We start from the raw sequence: 23,932 nt of genomic DNA, 5'->3' as shown, positions 1-23,932 counted from the left end.
TCCGAGTCAACCCGACGTGTGTGTGTGTGTGTGTGTGTGTGTGTGTGTGTGTGTGTCCGATCGACAGTCACGGGTTCGAAAAGCGCCGCCGTTATAGGCTCGTGGGCGCTAGGGCGGGTAATGAGTCAGGAGTCGGGGTACACCGAAGGAGACCTCCGGAATACGGGGATGAACCTCAAACACGATCGCGAGTGGGACTACGAACTCGAGCGCATCGTCGACGCGGTCGACGAGCGAGATGCCAGCAAGGTCGGCTTGCAGTTCCCCGAAGGACTCAAACGCCGCGGTCCGGCCGTCGCCGACGACCTCCGTGAACTGGTCGACGACGACGTGACGTTCATGCTCTCGGGTCAGCCCTGCTACGGTGCCTGTGACCTCGATACCTATTTGATGAAACGTACCGACGTCTTCGTCCACTTCGGTCATTCGCCGATGAAGAACACGGACAAGGTGATCTACGTCCCGCTGTTCTCGAACGTCGAAGTGTCGCCGATCATGGAGGAGGCACTCGACACGCTCGAGTCGCCCGAGGAGACGCCTGACGTCGGTCTCGTGACGACGGCTCAGCACATGAACCGGTACGAAGAGATGCGCGAGTTCCTCGAAGATCGGGGCTACGAGGTCCATAGCCGCCGCGGTGACGATCGGCTCACCCACGAAGGACAGGTGCTTGGCTGTAACTACGCGAGTGCGGACGTCCCCGCCGACCAGGTACTCTACGTCGGTGGCGGCAAGTTCCACCCGCTTGGGCTGGCCATGGAACACCCCGACAAGCACGTCGTCATCGCCGATCCCGTCAACAACGTCGTCACCGTCGCCGACACGGAGAAGTTCCTGAAACAGCGTTTCGGCGCCGTCCACCGCGCGATGGACGCCGAGAAGTGGGGTGTCATCTTCTGTACCAAGATCGGCCAGGGGCGCTGGGACGAGGCACAGCAGATCCTCGCCGACAACGACAACGCCTACCTCATCACGATGGACGAGGTCACCCCCGATCGGTTGCGGAACTTCGACATGGACGCATTCGTCAACACCGGCTGTCCCCGCATCACGACCGACGACGGCCCGCAGTTCCACAAGCCGATGCTCACTCCCGGCGAGTACGAGATCGCGGTCGGCAACGAGCCCCTCGAAAACCTCTCGTTCGACACCTTCCACGGCACCTGGTAACCGACGGTTCTCTCCTCGCCACCTGCTGGCCGACGATCCCCGTTTGCACACCTGCTAGCCGAGGCTTCGCTCCTCGAGCGAGCGTCGTCCAGTACCGAGCACCTCGGGCCGTTTTCACCGCCTCGTGACTTCAGCCGTACCTACAAACGTCGGTCAGGATGACACTCCCCTGTCTGAACAGCCCACTGCAACGGGGCGAACTCACTGTGACAGCGGACGACAGTCGAGCGACCCTGCCGATCATAAAGGCCAAGGAGGATACTTGGGGCTTCAACCGCAGGATGAGTCCGACGACTCGGCGTCAATCTGCGTTGCAATTGCCACTCTGAGAATTCTCCGCGTTTACGCGGAGGAGAACTCAATCTTGGGCGGACGATATCGTACGGCTACAACGAGCTCATAGACAGACGAATGGTCACCCTATAGCCGATATAATTCGATGAGTTTCACCAGAAGTGGATGAAATGCAGCAGAAGACCAATGTAGTTTGGAACACCGCTTTTGGAGGGATCGCGCCGAACAGTAGTCGATGACTACTCCAGACGCAGCCGGCCGACCACCCACCGATCGCGACCGCTGCTTCGAGGTGCTCTCGAACACCTCCTGTCGAACCCTCGCTCGACTCGTCGTCGCCGAGTCGCCCGCGGGCATCGAGAAACACGAGCTTGCGTCGCGATTTGCGGCAGTAACGAACGATATCGAGCCCGACAGCGTGACGGACGACCAGATCCAGCGTGCGCTCCTCGAGTGTCACCACCGCGGAGTACCGGCTCTGGTCGACGCGGGGCTCGTGACCGTCGACGACGAGACGGTCCGCGCGACGGACCACTGGGCGTACGACGATCCCGGATTCTCGGCTCCGATCACCGGCCGAACGAACCACTCGGCCGAGGAACTCGACGTGCTGTTCGAGGCGCTCGCCGATGCCCGACGTCGCGCGGCGCTCTCGATACTCACCAAGCGGTACCGGCCGACGACAGTGCGGAGTCTGGCCCACGAAGTGGCGTCGCTCGAGTCGGGTGTGGCCCACCAAGAGGACGCGAAAACGCACGTCGAACGCGTCCAAACCGCACTCACACACGTCCACGTCCCCATCCTCTCGACAGCTGGACTCGTCGAGTACGACGCCGACGCGGATCGTGTCTCGTTCGCTGGACACCCCGTTCTCGACGTCGCCTGGCTCGAGCCCGACTCCTCGAGCGGGGACTCGAATGCTGGCGCCGTGTCGTTCCTGTCGAAGCCTTCAGACGTGTGATATCGGGGGCATCGCGCTATCTCATGTGGGGGCGGTCGCTCGCTGACGATCGCCTGCCGACGAGCACGCTCCGGTATTCGATCCCGCCCACCTCGAACCCGGATCTTTTCTCTGTTCACACCCGGAGAGGGCAACACTTACCCGGTCGGTCACCACACCTTCGCGTATGATTCAGAGCGACTGGGGAGACTGGCTCGTTCGTGACGTCGAAGACGCGTCGCCCGAGGGCGTGGCGATCTGGTATCTCGGCTGTAACGGCTTCGTACTCAAGGGACAAGAGGGAACGACGATCTTCATCGACCCGTACGTCGGACTCGGCGATCCGCCACGGACCGTCCGCATGATTCCAGTACCGTTCGACCCGACGGACGTCACCGACGCCGCTGCCGTCTTCGCCACACACGAACACACCGACCACGTCCACGGCCCGAGCCAGGCACCGATCCTCGAGAACACGGATGCGACGTTCTACGGCCCCGACGACAGCCTTGCAGTCGCGCGCGACGACGAATCGTGGGCTGAGGAGTGGGATCTCGAGGACGACCAGTTCGTCGACGTTACCGAGGGAGATGTCATCGAAGTCGGCGAGTTCACTATCCACGTCGAGGACGCGAACGATCCCGACGCGACCCACCCCGTGAGCTACGTCTTCGAACACGACGCCGGGACCGTCTTCCACGGCGGCGATACGAAGCCGAGCAACGAGTTCGACCGGATTGGACAGGAGTACGACCTCGACCTCGGGATTCTCGCGTTCGGCACCGTCGGTCAGATCCCGGACAAAGAGACGCGCGAACCGAAGCGGACGCAGTGGTACAACGACGAGAATCAGGTCGTCGAGGCCGCGTCGGCGCTCGAGCTGGATCGACTGGTGCCAAGCCACTGGGACATGTGGAAGGGACTGACGTCCGACCCGAAAGTGCTCCACCACCACGCAAAGAGCTTCGAGTACCCGGAGCGACTCGAGATCGTCGAGATCGGAGACCGGATCGACCTCGAGTGACGAGCCGGCGTCGTTTCCGATCGAATACTGTTTTTCCTGTGATATTGTCCGTACGTTTTATAGTAATGGTATGGTAACGTTGTCCGCATGAGTAACACCGCCGACACGGGCGACGTGATCGAGGTCAGTACTGACGGTTTGACCGTCAGGAAATCGTTCACGGCGGACGAGTTCCCGGTACCTGCGATCCAGTTCGAGATCGAGTCCAGCCGAGACGAACAGGTAGCGTTTCGTCTCTCCGAGGACATCCCCGAGGATTTCCCGATGGACAAAGTCGGATTCCACCCCGACTACCATAGCGACGACTGGACCGCGTTCCAGGATAATCACGTCGAGTTCACCGGAACAGTCGACCCCGACGCCGTACTTGTCACGGTCTATGGCATCCGCATCGACGACGAAAGCGACGCAGCGACGTTTCTGACCGAGCCGACGATCGTCGAGGTCAGTTCGGAGGACGACGACAGATCTGACGCCAACGAAGTCGAAGAGGGCGTCATCGAGAGCATCGTCACCGAAGATCGGAATCAACCCGTCAAGGACATGCTCTCCGGCCAGTCCGAAGCGGTCCCAGGGCTCGATGCCGACGAAGAGACGAACGAGGTCGTCTCCTTCGATGATGAGGCCGAGGACCTCGAGTTAGATCTCGGTGACGTCGACCCCAACCCCGTCGATCCGCTCGACTCCGACGCAGCGTCCGACGACGATGATGCGCCGGACATCGACCTCGGGTTCAGCGACGACCAAATTCCCGAACCTGACGACGGGCCGGACGCACTCGAGCCAACGGAAACGGACGACGAGGAGTCGGCCGACAGCCTCGACGTCGATCAGAGTGAAACGCTCGAACTCGAACTCGAAGAGACGGTTGGCGATGGCCTTGACGAGACAGACGACACACTCGATGAGGCTGTAGACACCGACGAGATGGATGCTGAGACAGCCGAAGCTGAGCCGAAAGCAAAGTCCGAAGCAGAAGACGAGATAGAACCCGAACTCGACGACGGAGTCGAGACGCCCTCGATCGCAGAAGAAGGCGACGAGCGGGACGGACTCGAAGAGCCGACCAGCGAGACAACGGCCGACGACGCAGCCCCCGTCGGGTCGCTCGAGGACGGATCGCTCGTCGCCCAACTCGCTGCCGAGATCAGAGCCGATGCCGTCGACGACGACGATCTGGCGGTACTCAGTGCCGAACTCGAGGGAGACGGCGCGACGCTCGAGCAAGTGAAATTCAACCACCTCCAATCGCGGGTCGAGGAGGTAGCCGCCTACGCGGACGCGTTAGAGGAGTTCCTTGGAGAACACGGTACTGGCCAGAAACTCATCACTGGGTTCCGGACGGACTTACTCGAGCTTCAAGAGACGGTCGAGGCGATGGACGATCGACTCGAAAAAACAGCGCGCCTCGCTGGCGGTGCTGACGACCGGATCGAGGCCGTCGAAGCCGAAGTTCAGACGCTCACCGAGTGGTCGACCGACCTCGAAACGGAGGTCGAGTCCGTTGAAACAGCTGTCGATGCCGTAACCGAAGACGTTGGGTCCGTCGAGGACCAAATCGACACCGTCGAGTCCGACGTCGATACTCGCCTCGAAGAGACAGAAGGAGCCGTCGTGGACGTAGAAGAGACGGTCGAGAACCTGAGAACCGACGTCGACAGTGTCGAAGGAGCGGTCGAAACCGTAGAAACGGACGTCAACGAGCTCTCCGGGACCGTCGACGATCTCAGTGGAACCGTCGTCACCGTAGATGAAACCGTCGACGACCTCGAGGGCGGCATCAACGACCTCGAAGGGAAAGTCGTCGACGTGGACGAAAGCGTCGACAATCTCGAGGGCGATGTCGACGATCTCGAAGCCGACCTCGAGGACGTCGAGGCTGACCTCGCGTCCGTTCAGGAAGACGTAACCGATCTCCAGAACTGGCGGGAGCAGCTTGGCTCGATGTTCGCTGACAACTGAGACGGGCGGGTACCACAGGTTCCCGACGAACTCGCGCCCAGATTCGGGTCACGACCGTACCGACGGACAGGAGGCCGGATAGGACACTCGAAGGCCACCGCAACGTACTGCTCTCGAAACGTAACTCGTTTATCTCTCGCCAGTCGACCACCGGTCGATGGGCGAGACTATTCCGATCGCCGTACCTCGCAAGGGGCGGCCGCTCGAGTCGGTGCTCGATCGCATCGCTCGACGCCTCAACGTCACTGATCTCGCAGACGAGATCGCTTCGACGCTACGCCACGAAAAAGCCCTCACGAAGGGGTCTGTCGAACCTGACGAGGAGAACATCTATCATCGTCTCGCCGAGTATAGCACCACCGACGATCCGACGAAGCCCGAGTATACCGTGTTGCGCGACGACCGGGCCGGTAAACCCCGCCGAATCGTCTTCGACAGCGTCACGATCCCACTCGAGGGCGTCGACACCGACATTCAACTCGTGGGCCGCGAGGAGCCGTTTCGGGCGTTACGCACCCACGAGTTCGCGATGGGGTTCGACAGCGCCGACCTCGTCCTAGAAGAGGTAGTCGAACTTCGCTCGGAGCCGCTTGACCGAATCGCCGACGTGAACGCCCGGATCAACCCCACCGACACCGACGTTCGCGTCGTGACCGGCCTCGGAGATACCGTCTACCACACGCTGATGGCGACCCCGGAGGTAGCCCCAGGCACCGAACCGCTCGATCGGGCATTTCTCGAGTCCTACGAAGGGCCACTGTGCATTGAGCCCCGGTACGAGCGACTGGTTCAGGCCGTCCTCGGCACACAAACGTTAGACGGCGTCGAGTTTCGGTACCCCGAAGATGGCCGCGAGGAGGAAGCCGCGATCGCCGAGACGGGCCTCGGCGTCTACCTGACCGTCACCGGCTCGACCGCCCGCGACCACGGGCTCTTACTCGGCGAGCAACTGTTCCCGAGCGAGACCGTCCTGCTCGAGAACGAGTCCGAACTGTCGGAGACGGTCGCCACTGTCCGCTCGCTGTTAGACGGCGACGACCTCGAGACCCAACTGACTGTCGACGGGTAGTCACTGGTTCTGTCCCCGTACGTTCCCCAACGCGCCCGATAGCGACGTCTCGAGTGAGGTAGCCAGCGGACGGACCGGTGTCCGAATCGTATTATTGAAAATATAATAAGCCAGGCAGTCGTGCATGAGAGTCTGTATAGCAGTATGAGATATATATGTTCGAGTTCGGACGTCAAAATCGTGTACAAGGGTAGTAAACTTAACCCGTCAGAGAATCACACCGACCGAAATCGATCCGATCAGACGCTCAACGAGTAGATGTGCTCGAGATAAGTATTGCGGACACGATCGCCCCAGTTGTGCGTGTATGTATCGATCACATCGCTGGCGACGTCACCACGGAGATACTGGACGATGCCACGGTCGCCCGTCCGATCCCGGAGGTGGGTGGTGAAGAAGTGTCGAAAGTAGTGGGGCGTGACGTTCTCGGCGGCGCCGCCGCCTGTTCGATACCAGCCGTACTCTCTCGCGTACTTCTCGACGACGTGGTGGACGACGTGTGGCGTAAGCCGCTGTCCCCAGCTATCGGCCGTTCCGACGAACAGTGGCTCCGAAGCGGCCATCGACGGTCCCGTGAAGTTCGTATCGGGGCGGACGGCGAGCCAGCGTACGAGGGCTGTCCGTAGTTCCTCGTCGACCGGGACGACGGTCTCTCGTTTTCGCTTGTTCGACGCGGTCCGGCGTTCACCGCCGGATTTTTCGCCGTACGTGTGCTCGGCGGAGACGAACAGCGAATCCGGCCGCCCGGCGATATGCGCCCGCGGCTGCCACGTCGTCGCCTCGTGGTCTATGTGACAGTCGATCAGATCCAGATTGCAGAGTTCGCCGGCTCGCATCCCGGTTTTCAACAGCGTCACGACGATCGCCCGATGCAATGGGTGGCGGATTTCGGTGACGAACGACCGCATCTGCGGGAGCGTCACGTCCCTGCGGGTCGGGTTCGACTCGATCGATTCGTTCATCTCCTCTAGGACGACGGTCATCGGGTTCTCATCGGCGTGTCCGACCCGAACGAGGTAACTGTAAAACCGGTTGAGATACGAGGCGTACGTCGCGACCGTACTCTTCGAGTGTGTGGTCCGAAGCTCGTGAACGTAGGCCATGCAGTCCCGATAGCTCGCGTCCGTCGGCGTCTTCCCGAATCGCGCTTCGAGAAAGGCCTTGTAGTCGGATAGCACCCGGCGATAAGCGTCAGCTGTCCGCTCGTTTCGACCGTGGTGTTCGATATCCTGAAGGAAGTACTCGACCGTGTTCTGACGCTGTCGGCTCTCAGTCATCACTGACCACCACGTAGCCGCCGTCACGACCGCTATAGCGGACCATATTCTCGTCCTGTAGGTGTTGGAGTTCGGCGTCGAGATCTGCCTCGACATCGTCGATCAACGCGTCGACGAGGGCGTCCCAGTCGAGGACACCCTCCCGCTCGAGGGCCTCGAGGATTCGGTCGCTAAAGCCGTTCTCATCCCCGGAATCACCGCTTGTGGCCTCCTGCGTGTCGTGAGTTACACCGCTGAGCTCGCTCGACGGTACGTCGTAGTCACGTCGACCTGCCTGGACCATCGTCCGAACGAACTCGCTTTGGCTCATCTCGAGTTCGTCGGCGTGTCGCTGCCAGGCTTCTTTCTGGAACGCCGGGACGTAGGTCTTCACCGCGACCCGTTCGTCGGACATACCTGACCGGTCTCACCACGATCACTTCAATCTATCCCACATTCACAAATAAAGACCCTTATTTGGGGAAAAGGTGCCCCAGTCTCTGGCGAGAAGACATGTTATTTGAGCAGGTGACCCCACTTTGAGAGGGTTGCTAAACCCACTGCCACAAATAAAGCAAATCCCGACCGAGGTCGTGAGTGGGTTCAGTCGCTCGAAAGAAGACGACTCCCTATCAGCCGATTGTTACCGGTCGCTAGGAGAGCCACTAATGATGCTAAACAGATACTTTTCGCCGAAACGGATGAGAGTTCATGAGGGATTTGACTGTTCGCGGAACCTACTTTTCGTGGGTCGTACCCCCAGGGGTTGTGTCCCTAGAACCGGGTTCCTCGAGCAGGATATTTTCACCGTGTAGACCGCCAAGATATTCATTGATGATACATCTTGTCACCGTAACGATCGTCGAGAGATTGTTGCTCACAATTGATATAGGCGAGTGGCTATCAGCACAGCGAGCGACGACTGTGACTGGTTATCTCATCCGGGGTCGAAATACTCCAGTTACCAACTCGAGCTGGACGCTCGGGTGTGGGTGGAAACAACGGCGGTTCAACAGGTCGATTGCATCGTTCACTCGTAGGGACGTACTTGTAACCCTCCTCCACTTGGTCCGCGAGGAGAAAAGTCATGGCCACCCCTGGGACAATGGTGCGGTTGGGATAGCCGACTGGCGGGCACAGGACGGCGATTCGAGCGTCCAAGCTGTCTGTCAGGCCTTCTTTTCCCACCTCGAGTTCGAACCCGATTGAGAGCCGATTATGCGCCGTTTCGTCGGTTTAGGCCAGTTCCGGCGGTCCGTCCGGATCGGCACTGTACAGGTGCCACGGTGTGATCGTTCGAGTACGACACCGGCAACTGACGGCCCCGGCCGAGAGGAGACGACGTATACTAGCACTACGTACAGCAATGTACACGCCGATTGTACAATCTGGGGTTCCCACTCAGCTCCTCGCTCCTATCGTGCGATCAAGTGTGCTCTGACTTGCAGCGGCTACTGTACCCACGGGAACGGGTTCCACGCCCACTGCACTGATCGTCTGGTCGGGATATGCACTGATCGTCCGGCTGGAGTGGACACTGACGTTCAGTGACTGCTGGAGTATTCCGTTAGCAGCAGCCGGCTCGTCAGTGAAGTCGGCGAGTTTCGACCGGTAGCGGTGATATCGAAGTGCTAAAACTTGCAGGTGTCCCGGAAGCAAATACGTAACTAGAGAGCACACGTCCTCGAGGAGTACGTTAGGGCCGAGAGATTACCATCGGCTCCGTTTGTGGGACGAATACTCACTCGAACAGGAGTACAGTTGTAGGACTGTTCGTGGGCGAGAGTGAATAGATAAACCTTTTTTCGCTATATCGAAGAAAGAGATAGCGGCGCACCGAACCGATTGACGAAATCAGTCGAGTAAGCCCACTCAACGGCGGCTCCAACCAAGAATCAGCGCAGGCTCGAGGAGCCTACCACTCCTGATTCGAGACGAGTTGTCGGTTTGGATCGTCCTCGATCTTGGCTTCCATCGCGTCGGCGTGGCCAGCACAGTAGCGGTTTACGACCTGGCGTTGCCGTTCCGGGTAGTAGACACTAAACACGCGAGTGGCCTCGTTCGCACACGTCTCCCCACTGTTTGGCGCCTGGTACTGGCACGTCATTGCCTCGAGAGTCTGGACTCGAAACCCGAAAGCGTTTGTATCGCGTTCGCTCGTCGGCGAGTCAGCGTCGGTCATCGACATGACCCCGGTGGCTGTGGCTCACAGTGAGGAGAGTCCACCGAGAGCCCTGTTCGACTACACGGACCTCGGTTGTAGAGAACGATACACACACCGTCGGACGAACGGGCACAAGCCGAAATGAACCAGTCGACGTCGAAAACGCGAACCTGGGGTCAGTGTGTCGCCATACGAATCTCGTCGACCCGATACAGGTCTTCCTGGAGACCGCTGCCGTCGCAGTCTTCGTCTGGGCACTCGTAGTGCCACCCGTCCTGGGTTGCATCGGCCTCCCGGAATCGATCCCCACATACTTGACAGAGAAGTTGTCCGCTCGAGCACGTATCGTGGTGTAGTTCGAGGGCGAGTTCGGTCTGGAACGACTGGTTGCAGCTACGACAGGTGTGCATATTTCGTCTGACGCGAGCATCCATCAAAACTGCTTGGGTTCTTTTATTGCGCCGGAATCAACCGTGATTACGCCCCACTACGTCGATTTAGGGGAAACACTCGGGGAAGAAAAACCTACTCGTGACCCTGTTTACTCAGTATCGAGTATTCACTCAGCTGGCAGGTGAGGCGGAGTCGAACCGTGGAACGAGCGGGTGTCAGTATAGAGACAGTCGTTGCGGGACGGGCCGTCGAGGTGGACGCTCGAGCGGTCGGTCCGAGTCGTCAGTCGTCCTGACCGAGGATACCGCGCTGAGCCATCTTGCGGGGGTCGAGGACCTCGTCGGCTTCTTCCTCGGAGAGATATTCCTTCTCGAGGACGACCTCGCGGACGGTCTTGTCCTCTTTGAGCGCGGTCTTTGCGACCTCGCTGGCTTTGTCGTAGCCGATGTGAACGTTCAGGGACGTCGCCATCGCCATCGACTGCTCGACCTGATCCGCACAGAACGCGTCGTTCGCCTCGAGCGGGTCGACGAAGCGCTTGGCGAAGACCTGACTCGAGTTCGCGATGAGTTCTGCAGACTGGAGGAAGTTGTACGCACAGACGGGCTTGTAGAGGTTGAGGTCGAGTTGTCCCTCGGCGGCGCCGGCGGCGACGGCGGCGTCGTTGCCGACGACCTGCTTGTGGACCTGGTTGACCGCTTCGGCGATCACGGGGTTGATCTTGCCGGGCATGATCGACGAGCCGGGCTGGTTCTCGGGTTGCTCGAGTTCGCCCAGGCCGTTTCGCGGACCGGAGGCGAGCAGGCGCAGGTCGTTTGCGATCTTGTTGAGCGACCCGGCAACGACGCGGAGCGCGCCGTGGGCCTCCGCCATGGCGTCGTGGGCGGCCTGAGCCTCGAAGTGGTCGTCGGCTTCGCGGAACTGGACGCCGGTCTCTTTGGTGATGTACTCGGCGGCGCGGCCGGGGAACTCAGGGTGCGTGTTCAGGCCGGTCCCGGTCGCAGTGCCACCCAGTGCGAGTTCGGCGAGATGTGCACGAACGGTGTCGACGCGGGCGAGTCCCTTCTCGATCTGGGTGCGGTAGCCACCGAACTCCTGGCCGAGCGTGACCGGCGTGGCGTCTTGCAGGTGGGTGCGGCCGGTCTTGACGACGTCGTCGAACTCCGCTTCTTTGCGCTCGAGCGCCTCGCGAAGCTGGTCGAGTGCGGGAGTGACGTCTTTCTCGACGGCCTCGAGGGCGGCGACGTGCATCGCCGTTGGGATGACGTCGTTCGACGACTGGCCGTAGTTGACGTGGTCGTTAGGGTGGACGACGCGGTCGCCGATTTCGGCACCCATGAGCTCGGCGGCGCGGTTGGCGATGACCTCGTTGGCGTTCATGTTCGAGGACGTCCCGGAGCCGGTCTGGAAAACGTCGACCGGGAACTGCTCGTCGTGTTCGCCCGCGATGACCTCGTCGGCGGCCTTGACGATGGCGTCGGCGACGTCTGCTTCGACCAGCCCGAGGTCGCGGTTGGCCTGTGCGGCGGCCTTCTTGACGACCCCGAGCGCTCGGACGAAGCGGCGGCCGAACGTGATCCCCGAGATGGGGAAGTTCTGGATCGCACGCTGGGTCTGTGCTCCCCAGTAGGCGTCCGCGGGCACCTGCATTTCGCCGAGGCTGTCCTCCTCGATTCGGTAGTTGTCGTCTCCCATAGACGGAGGCTCACGTCCGGTCAGGTAAAATCCACCGAAACGAGTGGGGCGACGGGCAGCAAGACCCGTCGTTCGTCGGGATCGACAGCCTCCTCGCCGGGTGTATGCGGACCGGTAGACGGCGTTTTCTGGGCGGTCGAGACACAGCCACGTCAGTTCGATCCACCGAATTGGTGGGCCGCCTCAGGTGAAATCTACGGAGAGTCCATGGTCGTCGGCGTCAGCCCGTTCGCGCAATGCCGACTGAAGACGGTTGCGACTGGTTTGATGGACGTCGCGGGCGTCCTCGAGGTCGACGTCGTAAATCGTCGGCGCAGTCCAGGAAAACGACTGCGAGCTCGCCGTATCCACGATGAGCGAAGCGAGACCGAGCCGCCGCTGAAAGATCGATCGTCGGGTCGAGACGGTCTGGATCCGGTAGTATGGGATGATCGTCGTGCGGCGTCGCCAGAACCCACGTCTGATGACGAGGTGTTCGTCGCCGACGTAATACTCGAGGTTAACGTACCGGAGGTGGGCGGCCACAGGAACTGCAGCGAAGACGATGGCGGCGAGGTACCACCGATCGAAAATCGTCACCTGCGTGAAACCGAACGCAACGGCCACGATTCCGGCTGCGACGAGGCCGTATCGGACGAGGTAGCGCCGGCGGGCAAGCGTCGGTGGACTCCTGAACGCCGGTGTTTCGACGTCCGTCAGGTTCTCCGTGAAGCTGTAGACGCGGTCGCGCCGAGCGAGGGGGACCGCCGACTGGCTGCCGCCGTTACTGTCGGGGCCGTACCCGGCGGTTTCGACCCACAGACCGGCGTAGCCGATCAGCCGCTGGGCCGGGTTGTCAGTGACGGTCACTGACTGGACTTTCTCCGAGGGAACCGAGCCGCTGTAGCGCTGGAGCAAACCACGCTCGTAGACGAAGTCCTCGTCAATGCGGCCAAGCCGGAAATCGTAGTAGGTGGCGAACGTGTACGCGACGCTGAGCAGGTAGGTAATGACGATACCGTTGATCAGCGAGACGATGGTGAGAACGCCGTAACTACCCGTCGTCCCGGTCTCGAGGTCAGCCGGTCCGCCGACGGGCTGGGCCACGGTGAGGAAGAACTCGACGATCGTATCGGTCGCGAGGAAGAAGATGAACAGAACGGCCGCGACGGCGGCGGGTCGAAACGACGTGAACGAGTACAAGAGGAGTTCTCGCGAATCGAGGTCGAAGAGACGCTGGCGGCGAGGCTCGGCGAACGTCTCTGTCGGCGTCTCCCAGTGAGCAACCGAATCGCCTGCGCCCGTGCCAGGCCCGAGCGACTCGAGGTCGGGATCGGACATCGCGTCGTCTCGTCGCATCTCTGGCGGACGTCTCGGCCCGATCAGGTCGGCCTCGTCATCTGGTGTGTCGGCCATTGGCCGCTCGGTTCGACGTCGCCGGCGGTTTTTCGCGCCGGCCGTACGCCGGCGAATCTCGTTCTGGAGCCGGGTCGCCTCGGCTTCGCTGACGAAGTTCAACGACGCCTCAGTGTCGCCGCCACCAGCGGTTTCGATCGAAACGATGGCGAGGCCGATGAGCCGCTGGACGACACCCTGCCTGATATCGACGTTCTGGATGCGACCGTACGGGATTTCACGCGAACGACGGGCAAAGACGCCGGATGCGACATCGAAGGTGTCCTCGGTGACCTGGTAGCCGAATCGGTAGTAATACGCGACACCGTATACGAGCCCGAAAGCGAGTCCGGCTAAGGCGAATAGCGGCATCCAGGCGGCTCGAATCGGATCGAAGACGCCGGAGAGGACCACCACGAGAAAGACGGGGATCCACAGCCAGACGAACCCGTACTGGAGTGCGTATACGACGGCGCTGAGTGGATGGAGACGGTTCATTCGTGTGTTCTCAGACAGCGTCGTCAGCTTCGCTCTCGACAGCGAGTTCGCGCAGCGTATCCTGGAGTTCTCGGGCGCGGTTCGGCGGGAGCCCTGGGATCCTGACGTCCGCATTTCTCGAGCCGGCCGTGTAGACGACGACGCTCGAGAGGCCAAGCGCGCGCTCGATGGGGCCGAACTGCGTATCGACGTGCTGGACGCGGACGAAGGGGACGGCAGTTTCGACGAAGGTGATGACCCCACGCTCGAGGTAGAGCGCGTCGGGCTGGAGTTCGAACTGCCAGACCTGATACAGTCGGATAGCGTAGGCGGCTCCGAGGACGAAAACGAGGCCAACCACCGCAGCCAGGGCGGCAGTCGGAACTTCGAGAAGCCACTGATCGACGGCCGCGAGGACGACGCCGAACACGGCCGCCGTGATCACCCCCTGTCCGATCCAGAGGAGCCGGATCCGCGGGTGAAGCGATTCCATACGTGTATCCTATCAGCACTGCAGGATAAAGCTGCGGTTCGGTCCGCGAGCGTGCGACCGCGGCGTCGGCCGTTCGGCCGGCCGCCTACGCCTCGTCGTACTCCGCTGGCGTGTACGTCGAGAGCTCGAGGGCGTGGATGTCCGTCGTCATGTGGTCGTCCAGGGCGTCGTACACCTGCTGGTGCTGCTGGACGAGCGGGAGGCCGTCGAACGCGGGAGAGACGACCGTCGCCGCGAGGTGGTCGTCGTCGTGTTTGTCGCGGGCGTGGGTGACCGTCGCGTCAGCGTCTTCGAGGGCCGATTCGATGACGTCCTCGACGTCTTCTGGCTTCATACCCGGTTGATCGGGTGCGTTCGGCAAAAGCGCCGCGGTCTGGGACCGTGTCGCAACAGCGCCACCACCCGACAACTCGTCGCGTTTATATCGTCGCGAAGCCGTCTCGCGAACATGTCACTGGCTGCCGAAACGCGTCGTGCGGTCGCAAAGCATCCGTTTCTCGTCTCGGCGCTCCGAGCAAGTGTGGTCAACTACACCGCTGCCGCCCGTTTTCTCGACGTCGAGGGGGACGTCGACGCGATCGCGACGGCGCTGCGTCGATACGCGGCAGAACTGCCCGACTACGACCGCGAGCCACGCGACGTTCGCGTCCGGATGGAACGCGGCGTCGACGAACTCGAGCCCGCCGACCGTGACGACGTGTCCCTCGCGGTTGGCAATGGCGTGTTCGGTGCAGGTAGCGGCGAGTTCACGGAGATCGTGGCGACGGGCACCGTCGATGGACGGGCGCTCGCAGCCGTCCTCGAGCGACTGGCGGTAGACGACGTCGACGTCGTGGCAGCAGGCGTCGCAGCCGACACCCTGGTCGTCGTCGTCGAGCGGCTCGAGGGCGCATCGGCGTTACGAGGGGTCGAAGACGCACTCGACGGTGTGCCCGTCGAACCGAGTGCACAGCAGATCTGACAGCGCTGGACGGACACCGATGGGATGACGTGACCGGGCTGTCAACAACGGCCTCGTCCCGGCAGGTGTGATCGACTCGGTTCAGTGGTCGTGATCGATCGGGAAGCGTGTGAACAGTGCTGCTGTGGGAGACGGCTCCAGGACCGTCGTATTGATAGCGTTTAACTTCGGGCCGGGGCTACACGTCCGTAATGACCCTACACGTGACGAACACGTTGACGGGGGAGAAAGAGCCGTTCGAGCCACGGGACCCCGAGAACGTCTTGCTCTACTACTGTGGCCTGACGGTCTCCGATCCGCCCCACCTGGGCCACGCGCGGTCGTGGGTCCACGTCGACGTCATGCACCGCTGGCTCGAGTACGTTGGCTACGACGTCCGTCACGTCGAGAACTTCACCGACGTCAACGAGAAGATCGTCGCCCGCGTGGGCGAAGACGACCTCGGCGAGGACGAAGCCGAAGTCGCCGAAAGCTACGTCGAACGCACCCTGATGGACATGCGCTCGCTCAACCTTCTGCGGGCGGAGGTGTACCCCCGCGTCTCAGAGCACGTCCCCGAAATCATCGATCTGATCGAGACCTTAGTCGAGAAGGGCTACGCCTACGAGTCGGCGGGGTCGGTCTACTTCGACGTCAGTCGCTTCGAGGAGTACGGCAAACTCTCGAATCAGGAACTCGAGGAGATCGAATCCCAGGGTGATCCGGACGAACGCTCGGAAAAACGCAATCCGGCTGACTTCGCACTCTGGAAAGCCGGCGGCGTCGCCTCGGACGCAGTCGAAGAACACCGCCACGAAGGGGCTGCCGATCCGGAACACGCCTGTGAGACCGCACTCACCTGGGACTCGCCATGGGGCGAAGGCCGCCCCGGCTGGCACATCGAGTGCTCGGCGATGAGCATGACCCACCTCGGCGAGACGCTCGATCTCCACGTCGGCGGCCGCGACCTCGTCTTCCCCCACCACGAAAACGAGATCGCTCAGTCGGAGGCGGCGACCGACCAGCAGTTCGCCCAGTACTGGCTCCACTGTGAACTCTTCGAGATGGACGACGAGAAGATGTCCTCGAGTCTGGGGAACTTCGTCACCGTCGAGCAGGCGGTCGACCAGTGGGGAACGAACGTGTTGCGAACGTTCCTCACCGCGGGGTCGTACAACAGCACACAGCTCTATAGCGACGAGACGATCGCCGAGGCCGAAGAACGCTGGGAACGACTCGAGCGCGCATACGAGGCGGCCGTCGAGACCCTCGATTCGCCGGCCGCCGGCTCGAAAGTCGAAGACGCCGACCTCCGGGCGGCGGTCGAAACGGCTCGCGAGGCGTTCGTGACCGCAATGAACGACGATTTCAACACGCGTGAGGCCCAGTCGGCGCTCCTGTCGATCGCTTCGGCCGTCAACAGCCATCTCGAGGCCCAGCCGGAGACATACGATTACCGGGGACTCCGGGAGGCCGTCGACGCGCTCTGTGAACTCGGTGACGTCCTCGGGTTCTCCTTTAGCGGCGAGACGACGGGGACAGCCGATCTGGCGGGTGACGTCGTCGAACTCGTCCTCGACGTTCGCGAACGAGAGCGCGAGGATGGCAACTACGACCGAGCCGACGAGCTGCGCGACGAACTCGAGACGCTCGGCGTCGAGGTGCAGGATACGGACGAGGGGCCGTCGTACCGGCTTCCGTCGACAGAGTAGTCAAGAAACCAGCGGCGGTCCGTCGGACGGCGGGAACACGCGCTCGATTCACCGCGTGAGGATCGACACGGAACTTATAGCCCGATCTGTGGTCGTCGAGATATGGACAGACGGCGGTTCGTCGCGACAGTCGGGGCCATCGGCGTTGCCACGACGGCGGGCTGTCTCGACGACGTTCGAGAACTCGTCGACACCGCCACCTCGTTTTCTGCGTCGCCGGCGATCGTCTCTCCCGACCGAGCCGACGAAACGGGCTACGACTACCAGGGAACCGACGAGAGGATCGAAACCGAAACCGTCGCCGGCCAGACCGTCGAAATAATCAGTTACATCAGCACCTACGTGCGAACGATCGACACGCCACTCGAGACCCTCGGTGAGCAAGCGGAGACGGAAACGGGCGTCTTCGGCGTCCTCACCACGCCGCAGGTGTCCGTCGGTGAAGAGACGTTCAACCCCGTCGGCGATCTGAGCCACGCCGAAATCGCCGCAGCGGTCCAGGGCCAGTACGACGACCTCGAGGTTGACAACCAGTCGATCCGTCGACGAACCGTCGACATGCTCGAGTTCTCGATCAGCATCGACACGTACGAGGGCGTCGCGAGGTTCGACGGTGAAACGTCGTTCGACGTGTTTCTCGACGTCTCCCAGCCCGACTACGACGACGACCACTTCGTGATCGCTGCCGTCTACCCCGACGACGACTTACTCGAGCGCGAAGACGAGGCAACGAACGTCGACACGATGATCGAAGGGATCGAACACGGTGATGACGTGGACGCAGAGATCGATTACGCGGACGAATCCGCCGACGAGTGAATCGTGGGGCCCTGACTCATACTGTCCGGCAGTATCAGAAGCCGAGAGCGGTCAGCACGGAGACGCCGCTTGCGAGGGCCCCGAGCAGGTAGCCACCGATCGCGCCGCCGTTGAGCAGCGGCAACCCCGCGTGGGGGCGGCCCTTGAGGACCATGTACATGAGCACGAGCAGTCCGAAGATGGTGCCGACGATGGCCCCGAGCGCCGGCAGGTTGACGACCATGCCAGGAACGTCGAGGTGGCCGGCGTCGAGGAAAAACGCCGCGCTCACGACGAGAATACTGGGAATAATGGCATCCCCGAGGCCGATGTACAGCGCGTCTCGCTCGAGTGAATCGGCACCGTCGTCCGTTTCGGCCTCGGTGGGACCGTCCTCGGCTTCGGCTGGCACACCGTCGACGGCTGGCTCGGCGTCTCCTGACGGTTCAGCGGCGTCTGCCGAATCGCGTTCGCCGCCGTCGCTCGCCGTCGCTGCATCGTCGTTCGAGACCGGGTCGCTCTCTCCTAACTCGAGGTAGGAGTACGACAGCGAGGTGGGAACGATGAGGATAACGGGGATTTTGAGATCCATCACGCCCTCGGCGAGGTCGAGCATGTGTTCGGTGCCGTAGACGCTGATTGCATCGTAGACGGCGAGAACGGTGAGCAACAGGATCGCGGGGAGGAGTCCGAAACTGATCCCGAACAGTGCAGCCGCCCCGGCACCCATGACGATCCCGGAGAGGTCGATGACGTACCACTCGGGATAGCCTAACAGCGCCATTCCGAGTCCGAGTGCAGCGAGGGCGGCCAGGAGGTTGATCGAGCCGACCGTAACCGCCGAGGGAACGAGTTCGTCGAAGACGAACCAGGCGAGCATGACGCTTACACCGACGACCATCGCCCGGATCAACAACTGGAGGTCATACTTGAACGCCGCGAGCATGAACGCAGTCGCGAGCAAAATAATACCAAAGTAGACGACGCTGTTGGTCGGGTTCTGGGGATCGTCGACGGCCTGCAGTTCCGACTCGTAGAACGGCTCGATCAACGCGAGCGCACCGATCTGGACGGAGAGAAAGATCCCCACCGTCGCCGCGACGGCGCCAAAAACCCGGATCCGATGGTTCATAGCCCGCCGTTTGGCCCCGGACGCTATGGGTGTTTTCCTCTCGACCGCACCGCTCGAGCGGCCGTCGGCCGTCGTCTCTGCGGTTCGGAACACCTATGATCCCGACGCGTCAACGAATTGAACACATGCCCTCCAATACGTCCAGACGGACCTTCCTCGCGGGACTCGCCGTCGGGTTCACAGCGACGAGTGCAGGCTGTCTTGGCAGTGATCCGACAACCGCTCGGTGTTCAGGGCGAGGCGATCATCGCGAGGACGGCCCGTTGCGTCGAATCAAAGTGGTTCGCGGTGACGAACAGCTCTCACTCGGGATACTCGTCGACGAGGACGCGCCGACGGACGATTCGATCGCTGCCGTCACCGTTCGCGACCGCGACGGCGACCTCCTCGCGGACGTCCCGATCACCGACAACCGAAACATGAGCGACCTCGAGCCGGACATCGACTCAGCCCTCGGCGACGACGGCGAACTCTATGCCGTCGTGCTCGGTCCGCCAGCTCAACACGGCGTGGTGGACGTAGCGGTCATCGATTCAGACGACGAAATCGTCCAGTCGGTCAGCTACGAATACAACTGCTACCGGCCGGACGACGGGCTCCCCTGAGCGGAGCCAGTCGTCGATGGGGCCATGCAACGTCGGGGCGTCGACAACACAGTTCGTTGCCAACACCTCGATCAGTCGCCTCCGTCGTCCCCGTTATCTCGCGTATAGAGTCGAACTGACCAGCGACGGAAGGTGAACGTCGTACGGCGTCACTGCCAGATAGGGTCGATCGACGGGACCGAAGACGTCGACGACGCGACCGACCTCCTCGAGCGAGTCGTCGAGAACAGTCGTCCCGATCTCGTCGCGATGGGCGTCGACGTCCGCGGCGTCGTCACTCGGTTCGGCCCGGAGGATCGCAAGTCCCTGGGCAGTCCGGACGACGGAGCCAACCCGGCGCATCTCACTCGCGCATCGCGGCAACGTACGCCGCGACGGCCTGGACGAGATCGTTCTTCGTGGAGTCGTCGGCACCGCGGACGACGACGCGGCCACGTTCAGCCCATGGCTCGCGGGAGTAGCTCTTGTCCCGTTCGACGACGGCGTCGTACCCGATCTGTTGGACTGCCTTCGCGATCTCGTCGACCGTCGGCTCCCCGACGGCCAGTTCCTGTGGCACGCGCCGGCCTTCCGAGCGCGTCCGGTCAGCATCGAGATAGGCGGGCCAGATGACGTTCTCGACCATACGCCTACCTGCGCAGGCCGACGTGTAAACGCTTTTCAAAACGAGACGCATCGACGCGGGTCGACCTTCGCTCACACTCGAGCAGAAGCTGCGATGGGCAGTCGGTCGAACCGAAGTCACCGACCGAGGCGCTATCGACGGACGAACAGACCAATCGCGCCGATCAAAGCCAGGGCAGCCACAGCAACGCCGAAGCCGGGAATCGACTCGGCGTCGCCATCAGTGGCATCGGTCTCGTCGCCGCCGGTATCATCGGCCTCTCCGTCGGCGTCGTCAGCAGCTGCTGCATCGTCTTCGAACTCGTCCCCGTGGACCACCTGAGCGATTTCGTCGATCGCCTCGACGACGAGCGGGCCGGGCTGGCTCATAAACTGGCTATCGACGGCGACGAACTGTTCGTTCTGGTAGGCCGTCGTCCCCATCACCGACTCTGCGACCGGCGGTTCGCCGAAGTCCGCACCGTAAACGATCCACTCGGGATCTGCGTCGAGGACGACCTCTTCACTCACCGTCTCCCACCCCTCGAGGCCAGCTTCAGCGCCGAGATTGTCGACGCCAGCGGTCGTCAGGATCTCGTCCTGAAACGTCCCCTGACCCGCAGTGTACCCGTCACCCATCTCGTAGTAGGCGAGCGGTCGGTCCTCGTCCGGGACGGCCGCTTCGATCTCGGAGAGGCGGTCGTCCATCCACTCGAGCGATTCGTCGGCGCCCTCACACTCGCCGAGGAGCTCCCCGGTGAGCCGGACGTTCTCCGCGACGCCGTCGAGGGACTCCTCGGTCGAGTAAACGTACACCTCGAGGCCTGTATCGCGAAGTTGGTCGACGACATCGTCGCCGGCGAGTGCGTTCGCCGCGAGGACGACGTCGGGTTCGCGGTCGATCACTTCCTCGGTGACTGGCGTCACGCCGTCGCCTTCGGAGATATCGAGTTCCTCGTCGGCGTCGAGGTACGCAGTGAACTCCCCGACGGGCATCCCGACGAGCTTGTCATCGGCACCGATTTCGAAGACCGTCTGGGCATCACTCGGCTGGAGCGCGACGACCGACTCCGGCTCTTCCTCGAGGGTTACGGTTTCGCCCGTTCCGTCCTCGAGTTCGAGCGGGAACTCACACGTCGGCGATTCTTCCGAGACGGCCGCCACCCCACCCGCAGCGACGGCAGGTGTAAACGTGGCGACGGCGAGCAACACGGTGATACAGAGGACCAGTAGCTTGCGCATTGAGTGGACCACCCATCCCTGTCAACAAATATTTGACTACTGCAAGCGAGGTTTCAGCCGTGTCGATCTTGCGCCGGACTCTCGGGTGGTCGCTCGCACTCACCGTGACGCTCGTCGCGGTCGTCGTCGCGAGCGCGATGCTCGGACCGGTTCGCATCGATCCGATCACGGTCTCGAAGGTCGTGTTGAACATGACGGGCCTGTTCGCCTTCGAGGTGCCGGGGCCCGAAGAGACGATCATTTCGAACGTTCGGCTCCCCCGGATCTTGCTGGCCGCGATCGTCGGCTTCTCGCTCGCCGCAGCGGGGACCGTCATGCAGGGCTTTTTTCGGAATCCGCTCGCCGATCCGTCGATCATCGGCGTCTCATCAGGCGCAGCAGCCGGCGCCGTGGCGGCGATCGCGTTCCCGGCGCTCGTTCCTGCCGCGCTCGGTGGGGTACACATCCCGGCGTTCGTCGGCGCGCTTGTGACGGCGTTTTTGGTCTACGCAATCGCGACCGAAGGTGGTCGAACGCCGGTTGCGACCTTGCTTCTGGCCGGCGTTGCACTGCAAGCGTTTCTCGGTGCGATGATCTCGTACATGATGGTCCATAGCGGGGAAAACCTCCGAGAGGCCGTGTACTGGATGATGGGCCGGCTCCACCGCAGTGGCTGGAGTGACCTCGAGTTCACGCTCCCGATCATCCTCGTCGGCGTCGTCGGCCTTGCAGCGTACACCCGCGAAATGAACGTCCTCTTACTCGGCGAGGAAGACGCCCAGGCGCTCGGCGTGAACGTCGAACGTACCAAGGTATTACTGCTCGCGCTCGCGACCATCGTGACGGCCGCCGGCGTCGCGGTCGCCGGTGTCATCGGCTTTGTCGGGCTGGTCGTCCCGCACATGATGCGGCTGGTCGTCGGCCCGGACCACCGGATTCTCCTCCCGACCAGCGCGCTCGCGGGCGCGACGTTTCTCGTGCTGACCGACACGCTCTCACGAGCCGGCCCCGCAGAGGTTCCCGTCGGGATCGTGACGGCGGCTCTCGGTGCCCCCTTCTTCCTCTTCTTGCTCAAACGACGGGAGGTACACTCACTATGAGCGACGACGAATCACACGGCTCCATCGACGTGCGGAACGTCGGGATCTCGTTCGGCGACATAGACGTCGTCTCAGACGTTTCGTTCGTCGTCGACCCCGGCGAACTCGTCGGCCTCGTCGGCCCGAACGGCGCTGGCAAAACCTCCTTGCTCCGAGTCCTGTCGGGAACACTCGAGCCTGACACTGGCACCGTCGCCGTCGACGGAACTGACTTACACGAACTCTCGTCTCGCAACGCGAGCAGGCTGGTCGCCGTCGTTCCGCAGGACACGTCGGTCTCGTTTTCCTTCGACGTCCGCACCGTCGTCGAGATGGGGCGGTATCCACATCGCTCACGATTCTCGCCACCGAGCGCGACCGATCGCGAACTCGTCGACCGAGCACTCGAGCGGACACGCACCGCACAGTTCGCCGACCGGGCGATCGACGACGTCAGCGGCGGTGAACGCCAGCGCGTTGTCCTTGCACGCGCGGTTGCGCAGGATACCCCCATCATGTTGCTCGACGAACCGACCGCAAGCCTGGACGTCAACCACGCGATCGAGACACTCGAGCTCGTTCGTGATCTGGTCGACGACGGGCGAACGGTCGTCGCTGCGATCCACGATCTCGACCTCGCAGCGCGGTACTGCGACCGGCTGGTGGTCGTCGCCAACGAATCGGTCGTCGCCGACGGCGACCCTGCCGACGTCCTCACCTCAGAGACGCTCGCCTCCGCCTTTGACGTCTCGGCGGCTGTCACGCCAAATCCCGTCACCGGGACGCCAGTGGTAACCGCCCTCCCCGCCACACTCGAGGAGTCGGCGGACGGCTCACCCGTTGACGTTCCGCTCCCGGATCGGGTTCACGTATTCGGAACCGGAACCACGGCAATGACCGTCCTCTCGAGGCTCACGAGGACCGCGATCGACTGTTCGGTCGGACCGGTTCCGAGCGACGGCCCGCTGGCTGAGACCGCGCGGGAACTCGGCGTCGAAGCGATCGACACGGCCCCGTTCTCGCCGCCGTCTGCTGAGACGAGGGCTGCTCTCGAGCAGGCCGTCGAAACAGCCGACGTGACGGTCCTCGCGGACGTGACGATCGGACCGGGCAACGAAGTCGTTCTCGAGGCGGTTCGTGAGTCGGGACCGCTGGTCGTCGTCGAGCGTCGGCCACTCGCAGAGCGAAATCACGCCGGCGACCGAGCACGATGGCACTACGAGGCGTGTCGCCGCCGAGCGGTCGAAACCGACGCCGTGGCCGTTCTCGAGGGTGTTTGCGCCGCGATGACCGGCCGACCCGTCTCGAGCGTCGACGCACGGACCGAATCGACAGCGGACGACGATTGATTGGAGGCGACGACCGGCGGCAGGCAACGATTGATTGGAGACGACGACCGGCGGCAGGCAACGATTGATTGGAGACGACGACCGGCGGCAGGCAACGATTGATTGGAGACGACGACTGGCGGTGGGAAGGGAGTGACGACGGGCGGTCGTGGGCCGATCCGCCCCACGGGCGGCGTAACTGG

At 62.5% G+C, this 23,932-nt stretch carries 22 protein-coding genes and 1 pseudogene; 11 read left to right on the top strand and 12 right to left on the bottom strand.

What is annotated here, in order from left to right; genetic code table 11:
- The first annotated feature begins 120 nt into the window (after positions 1-120).
- The 5 genes from dph2 (at position 121) to AArc1_RS09875 (ending at position 6,459) form a co-directional block, all read left to right on the top strand.
- The gene (gene dph2, locus AArc1_RS09895; RefSeq protein ID WP_117364215.1) at positions 121-1,170 is read left to right on the top strand and encodes a diphthamide biosynthesis enzyme Dph2; all 1,050 of its coding nucleotides are present in this window, start codon (positions 121-123) and stop codon (positions 1,168-1,170) included.
- A gap of 529 nt (positions 1,171-1,699) precedes the next feature.
- Positions 1,700-2,425 carry a DUF7344 domain-containing protein gene (locus AArc1_RS09890; RefSeq protein WP_117364214.1) on the top strand — a complete coding sequence of 242 codons (726 nt, stop codon included), beginning with the start codon at positions 1,700-1,702 and terminating at the stop codon, positions 2,423-2,425.
- 166 nt (positions 2,426-2,591) lie between these two features.
- Complete coding sequence (locus AArc1_RS09885; RefSeq protein WP_117364213.1) at positions 2,592-3,428, top strand: MBL fold metallo-hydrolase; 837 nt, start codon at positions 2,592-2,594, stop codon at positions 3,426-3,428.
- 87 nt (positions 3,429-3,515) lie between these two features.
- Positions 3,516-5,390 (top strand): AAA family ATPase, encoded by a 1,875-nt coding sequence (locus AArc1_RS09880; RefSeq protein ID WP_117364212.1) that lies wholly within the window; start codon positions 3,516-3,518, stop codon positions 5,388-5,390.
- 157 nt (positions 5,391-5,547) lie between these two features.
- Complete coding sequence (locus AArc1_RS09875) at positions 5,548-6,459, top strand: hypothetical protein (RefSeq protein WP_117364211.1); 912 nt, start codon at positions 5,548-5,550, stop codon at positions 6,457-6,459.
- Positions 6,460-6,698: 239 nt separating this feature from the next.
- Here the strand turns inward: AArc1_RS09875 and AArc1_RS09870 are convergent, their stop codons facing one another.
- The 8 genes from AArc1_RS09870 to AArc1_RS09830 all read right to left on the bottom strand — a co-directional run bounded on the left by AArc1_RS09870 (position 6,699) and on the right by AArc1_RS09830 (position 14,645).
- Positions 6,699-7,736, bottom strand: coding sequence for a tyrosine-type recombinase/integrase (locus AArc1_RS09870; RefSeq protein WP_117364210.1), 1,038 nt, complete (start codon positions 7,734-7,736; stop codon positions 6,699-6,701).
- Positions 7,729-8,130, bottom strand: a complete 402-nt coding sequence (locus tag AArc1_RS09865) for a DUF5805 domain-containing protein (protein ID WP_117364209.1) — start codon at positions 8,128-8,130, stop codon at positions 7,729-7,731. Before AArc1_RS09865 ends, AArc1_RS09870 begins: the two co-directional genes overlap by 8 nt.
- A 1,500-nt stretch (positions 8,131-9,630) precedes the next feature.
- The gene (locus tag AArc1_RS09855; protein WP_133412345.1) at positions 9,631-9,897 is read right to left on the bottom strand and encodes a hypothetical protein; all 267 of its coding nucleotides are present in this window, start codon (positions 9,895-9,897) and stop codon (positions 9,631-9,633) included.
- 158 nt (positions 9,898-10,055) lie between these two features.
- Positions 10,056-10,289: an HVO_2901 family zinc finger protein gene (locus AArc1_RS09850; RefSeq protein ID WP_117364206.1), complete on the bottom strand. Its 234-nt coding sequence runs from the start codon at positions 10,287-10,289 to the stop codon at positions 10,056-10,058.
- A 265-nt stretch (positions 10,290-10,554) separates the two neighbouring features.
- Positions 10,555-11,967: a class II fumarate hydratase gene (locus AArc1_RS09845; protein WP_117364205.1), complete on the bottom strand. Its 1,413-nt coding sequence runs from the start codon at positions 11,965-11,967 to the stop codon at positions 10,555-10,557.
- Positions 11,968-12,150: 183 nt separating this feature from the next.
- Complete coding sequence (locus AArc1_RS09840; protein WP_117364204.1) at positions 12,151-13,839, bottom strand: PH domain-containing protein; 1,689 nt, start codon at positions 13,837-13,839, stop codon at positions 12,151-12,153.
- A gap of 10 nt (positions 13,840-13,849) precedes the next feature.
- Entirely contained in the window at positions 13,850-14,311 is a 462-nt protein-coding gene (locus AArc1_RS09835) for a PH domain-containing protein (protein ID WP_117364203.1), read from the bottom strand.
- 85 nt (positions 14,312-14,396) lie between these two features.
- Positions 14,397-14,645, bottom strand: coding sequence for a BolA family protein (locus AArc1_RS09830; RefSeq protein ID WP_117364202.1), 249 nt, complete (start codon positions 14,643-14,645; stop codon positions 14,397-14,399).
- 114 nt (positions 14,646-14,759) lie between these two features.
- Between AArc1_RS09830 and AArc1_RS09825 the strand changes: the two genes are divergently transcribed.
- The 3 genes from AArc1_RS09825 to AArc1_RS09815 all read left to right on the top strand — a co-directional run bounded on the left by AArc1_RS09825 (position 14,760) and on the right by AArc1_RS09815 (position 17,782).
- On the top strand, positions 14,760-15,272 hold the full coding sequence (locus AArc1_RS09825) for a DUF7523 family protein (protein ID WP_117364201.1): 513 nt from the start codon (positions 14,760-14,762) through the stop codon (positions 15,270-15,272).
- Between the two features lie 191 nt (positions 15,273-15,463).
- Positions 15,464-16,963 carry a cysteine--tRNA ligase gene (gene cysS, locus AArc1_RS09820; RefSeq protein WP_117364200.1) on the top strand — a complete coding sequence of 500 codons (1,500 nt, stop codon included), beginning with the start codon at positions 15,464-15,466 and terminating at the stop codon, positions 16,961-16,963.
- 102 nt (positions 16,964-17,065) lie between these two features.
- Positions 17,066-17,782 carry a DUF6517 family protein gene (locus AArc1_RS09815; RefSeq protein ID WP_117364199.1) on the top strand — a complete coding sequence of 239 codons (717 nt, stop codon included), beginning with the start codon at positions 17,066-17,068 and terminating at the stop codon, positions 17,780-17,782.
- A gap of 34 nt (positions 17,783-17,816) precedes the next feature.
- Here AArc1_RS09815 and AArc1_RS09810 read toward each other — a convergent pair whose 3' ends face one another.
- Complete coding sequence (locus AArc1_RS09810; RefSeq protein ID WP_117364198.1) at positions 17,817-18,893, bottom strand: presenilin family intramembrane aspartyl protease PSH; 1,077 nt, start codon at positions 18,891-18,893, stop codon at positions 17,817-17,819.
- A gap of 125 nt (positions 18,894-19,018) precedes the next feature.
- Between AArc1_RS09810 and AArc1_RS09805 the strand changes: the two genes are divergently transcribed.
- On the top strand, positions 19,019-19,498 hold the full coding sequence (locus AArc1_RS09805) for a hypothetical protein (protein WP_117364197.1): 480 nt from the start codon (positions 19,019-19,021) through the stop codon (positions 19,496-19,498).
- Between the two features lie 93 nt (positions 19,499-19,591).
- Here the strand turns inward: AArc1_RS09805 and AArc1_RS09800 are convergent, their stop codons facing one another.
- The 3 genes from AArc1_RS09800 to AArc1_RS09790 form a co-directional block, all read right to left on the bottom strand.
- A complete protein-coding gene (locus AArc1_RS09800) occupies positions 19,592-19,840 on the bottom strand; it encodes an H/ACA ribonucleoprotein complex subunit GAR1 (RefSeq protein ID WP_117364196.1) in 249 nt (82 codons plus the stop codon).
- Position 19,841: 1 nt separating this feature from the next.
- Positions 19,842-20,123, bottom strand: a complete 282-nt coding sequence (gene srp19 / locus AArc1_RS09795) for a signal recognition particle subunit SRP19 (RefSeq protein ID WP_117364195.1) — start codon at positions 20,121-20,123, stop codon at positions 19,842-19,844.
- Positions 20,124-20,254: 131 nt separating this feature from the next.
- Positions 20,255-21,343, bottom strand: coding sequence for a PGF-CTERM-anchored ABC transporter substrate-binding protein (locus AArc1_RS09790; RefSeq protein WP_117364194.1), 1,089 nt, complete (start codon positions 21,341-21,343; stop codon positions 20,255-20,257).
- A gap of 59 nt (positions 21,344-21,402) precedes the next feature.
- Here AArc1_RS09790 and btuC point away from each other — a divergent pair, with 59 nt between their 5' ends.
- Together btuC and AArc1_RS09780 are read left to right on the top strand one after the other, a co-directional pair.
- Positions 21,403-22,422 (top strand): vitamin B12 ABC transporter permease BtuC, encoded by a 1,020-nt coding sequence (gene btuC / locus AArc1_RS09785; protein WP_117364193.1) that lies wholly within the window; start codon positions 21,403-21,405, stop codon positions 22,420-22,422.
- 80 nt (positions 22,423-22,502) lie between these two features.
- Positions 22,503-23,750: pseudogene (locus tag AArc1_RS09780) on the top strand (ATP-binding cassette domain-containing protein); the annotation flags it as partial.
- Between the last annotated feature and the right edge of the window lie 182 nt (positions 23,751-23,932).

The organism is Natrarchaeobaculum sulfurireducens (genome assembly GCF_003430825.1).
Taxonomy (GTDB): Archaea; Halobacteriota; Halobacteria; order Halobacteriales; family Natrialbaceae; genus Natrarchaeobaculum; species Natrarchaeobaculum sulfurireducens.
This window is presented reverse-complemented; position numbering and strand designations above follow the sequence as displayed.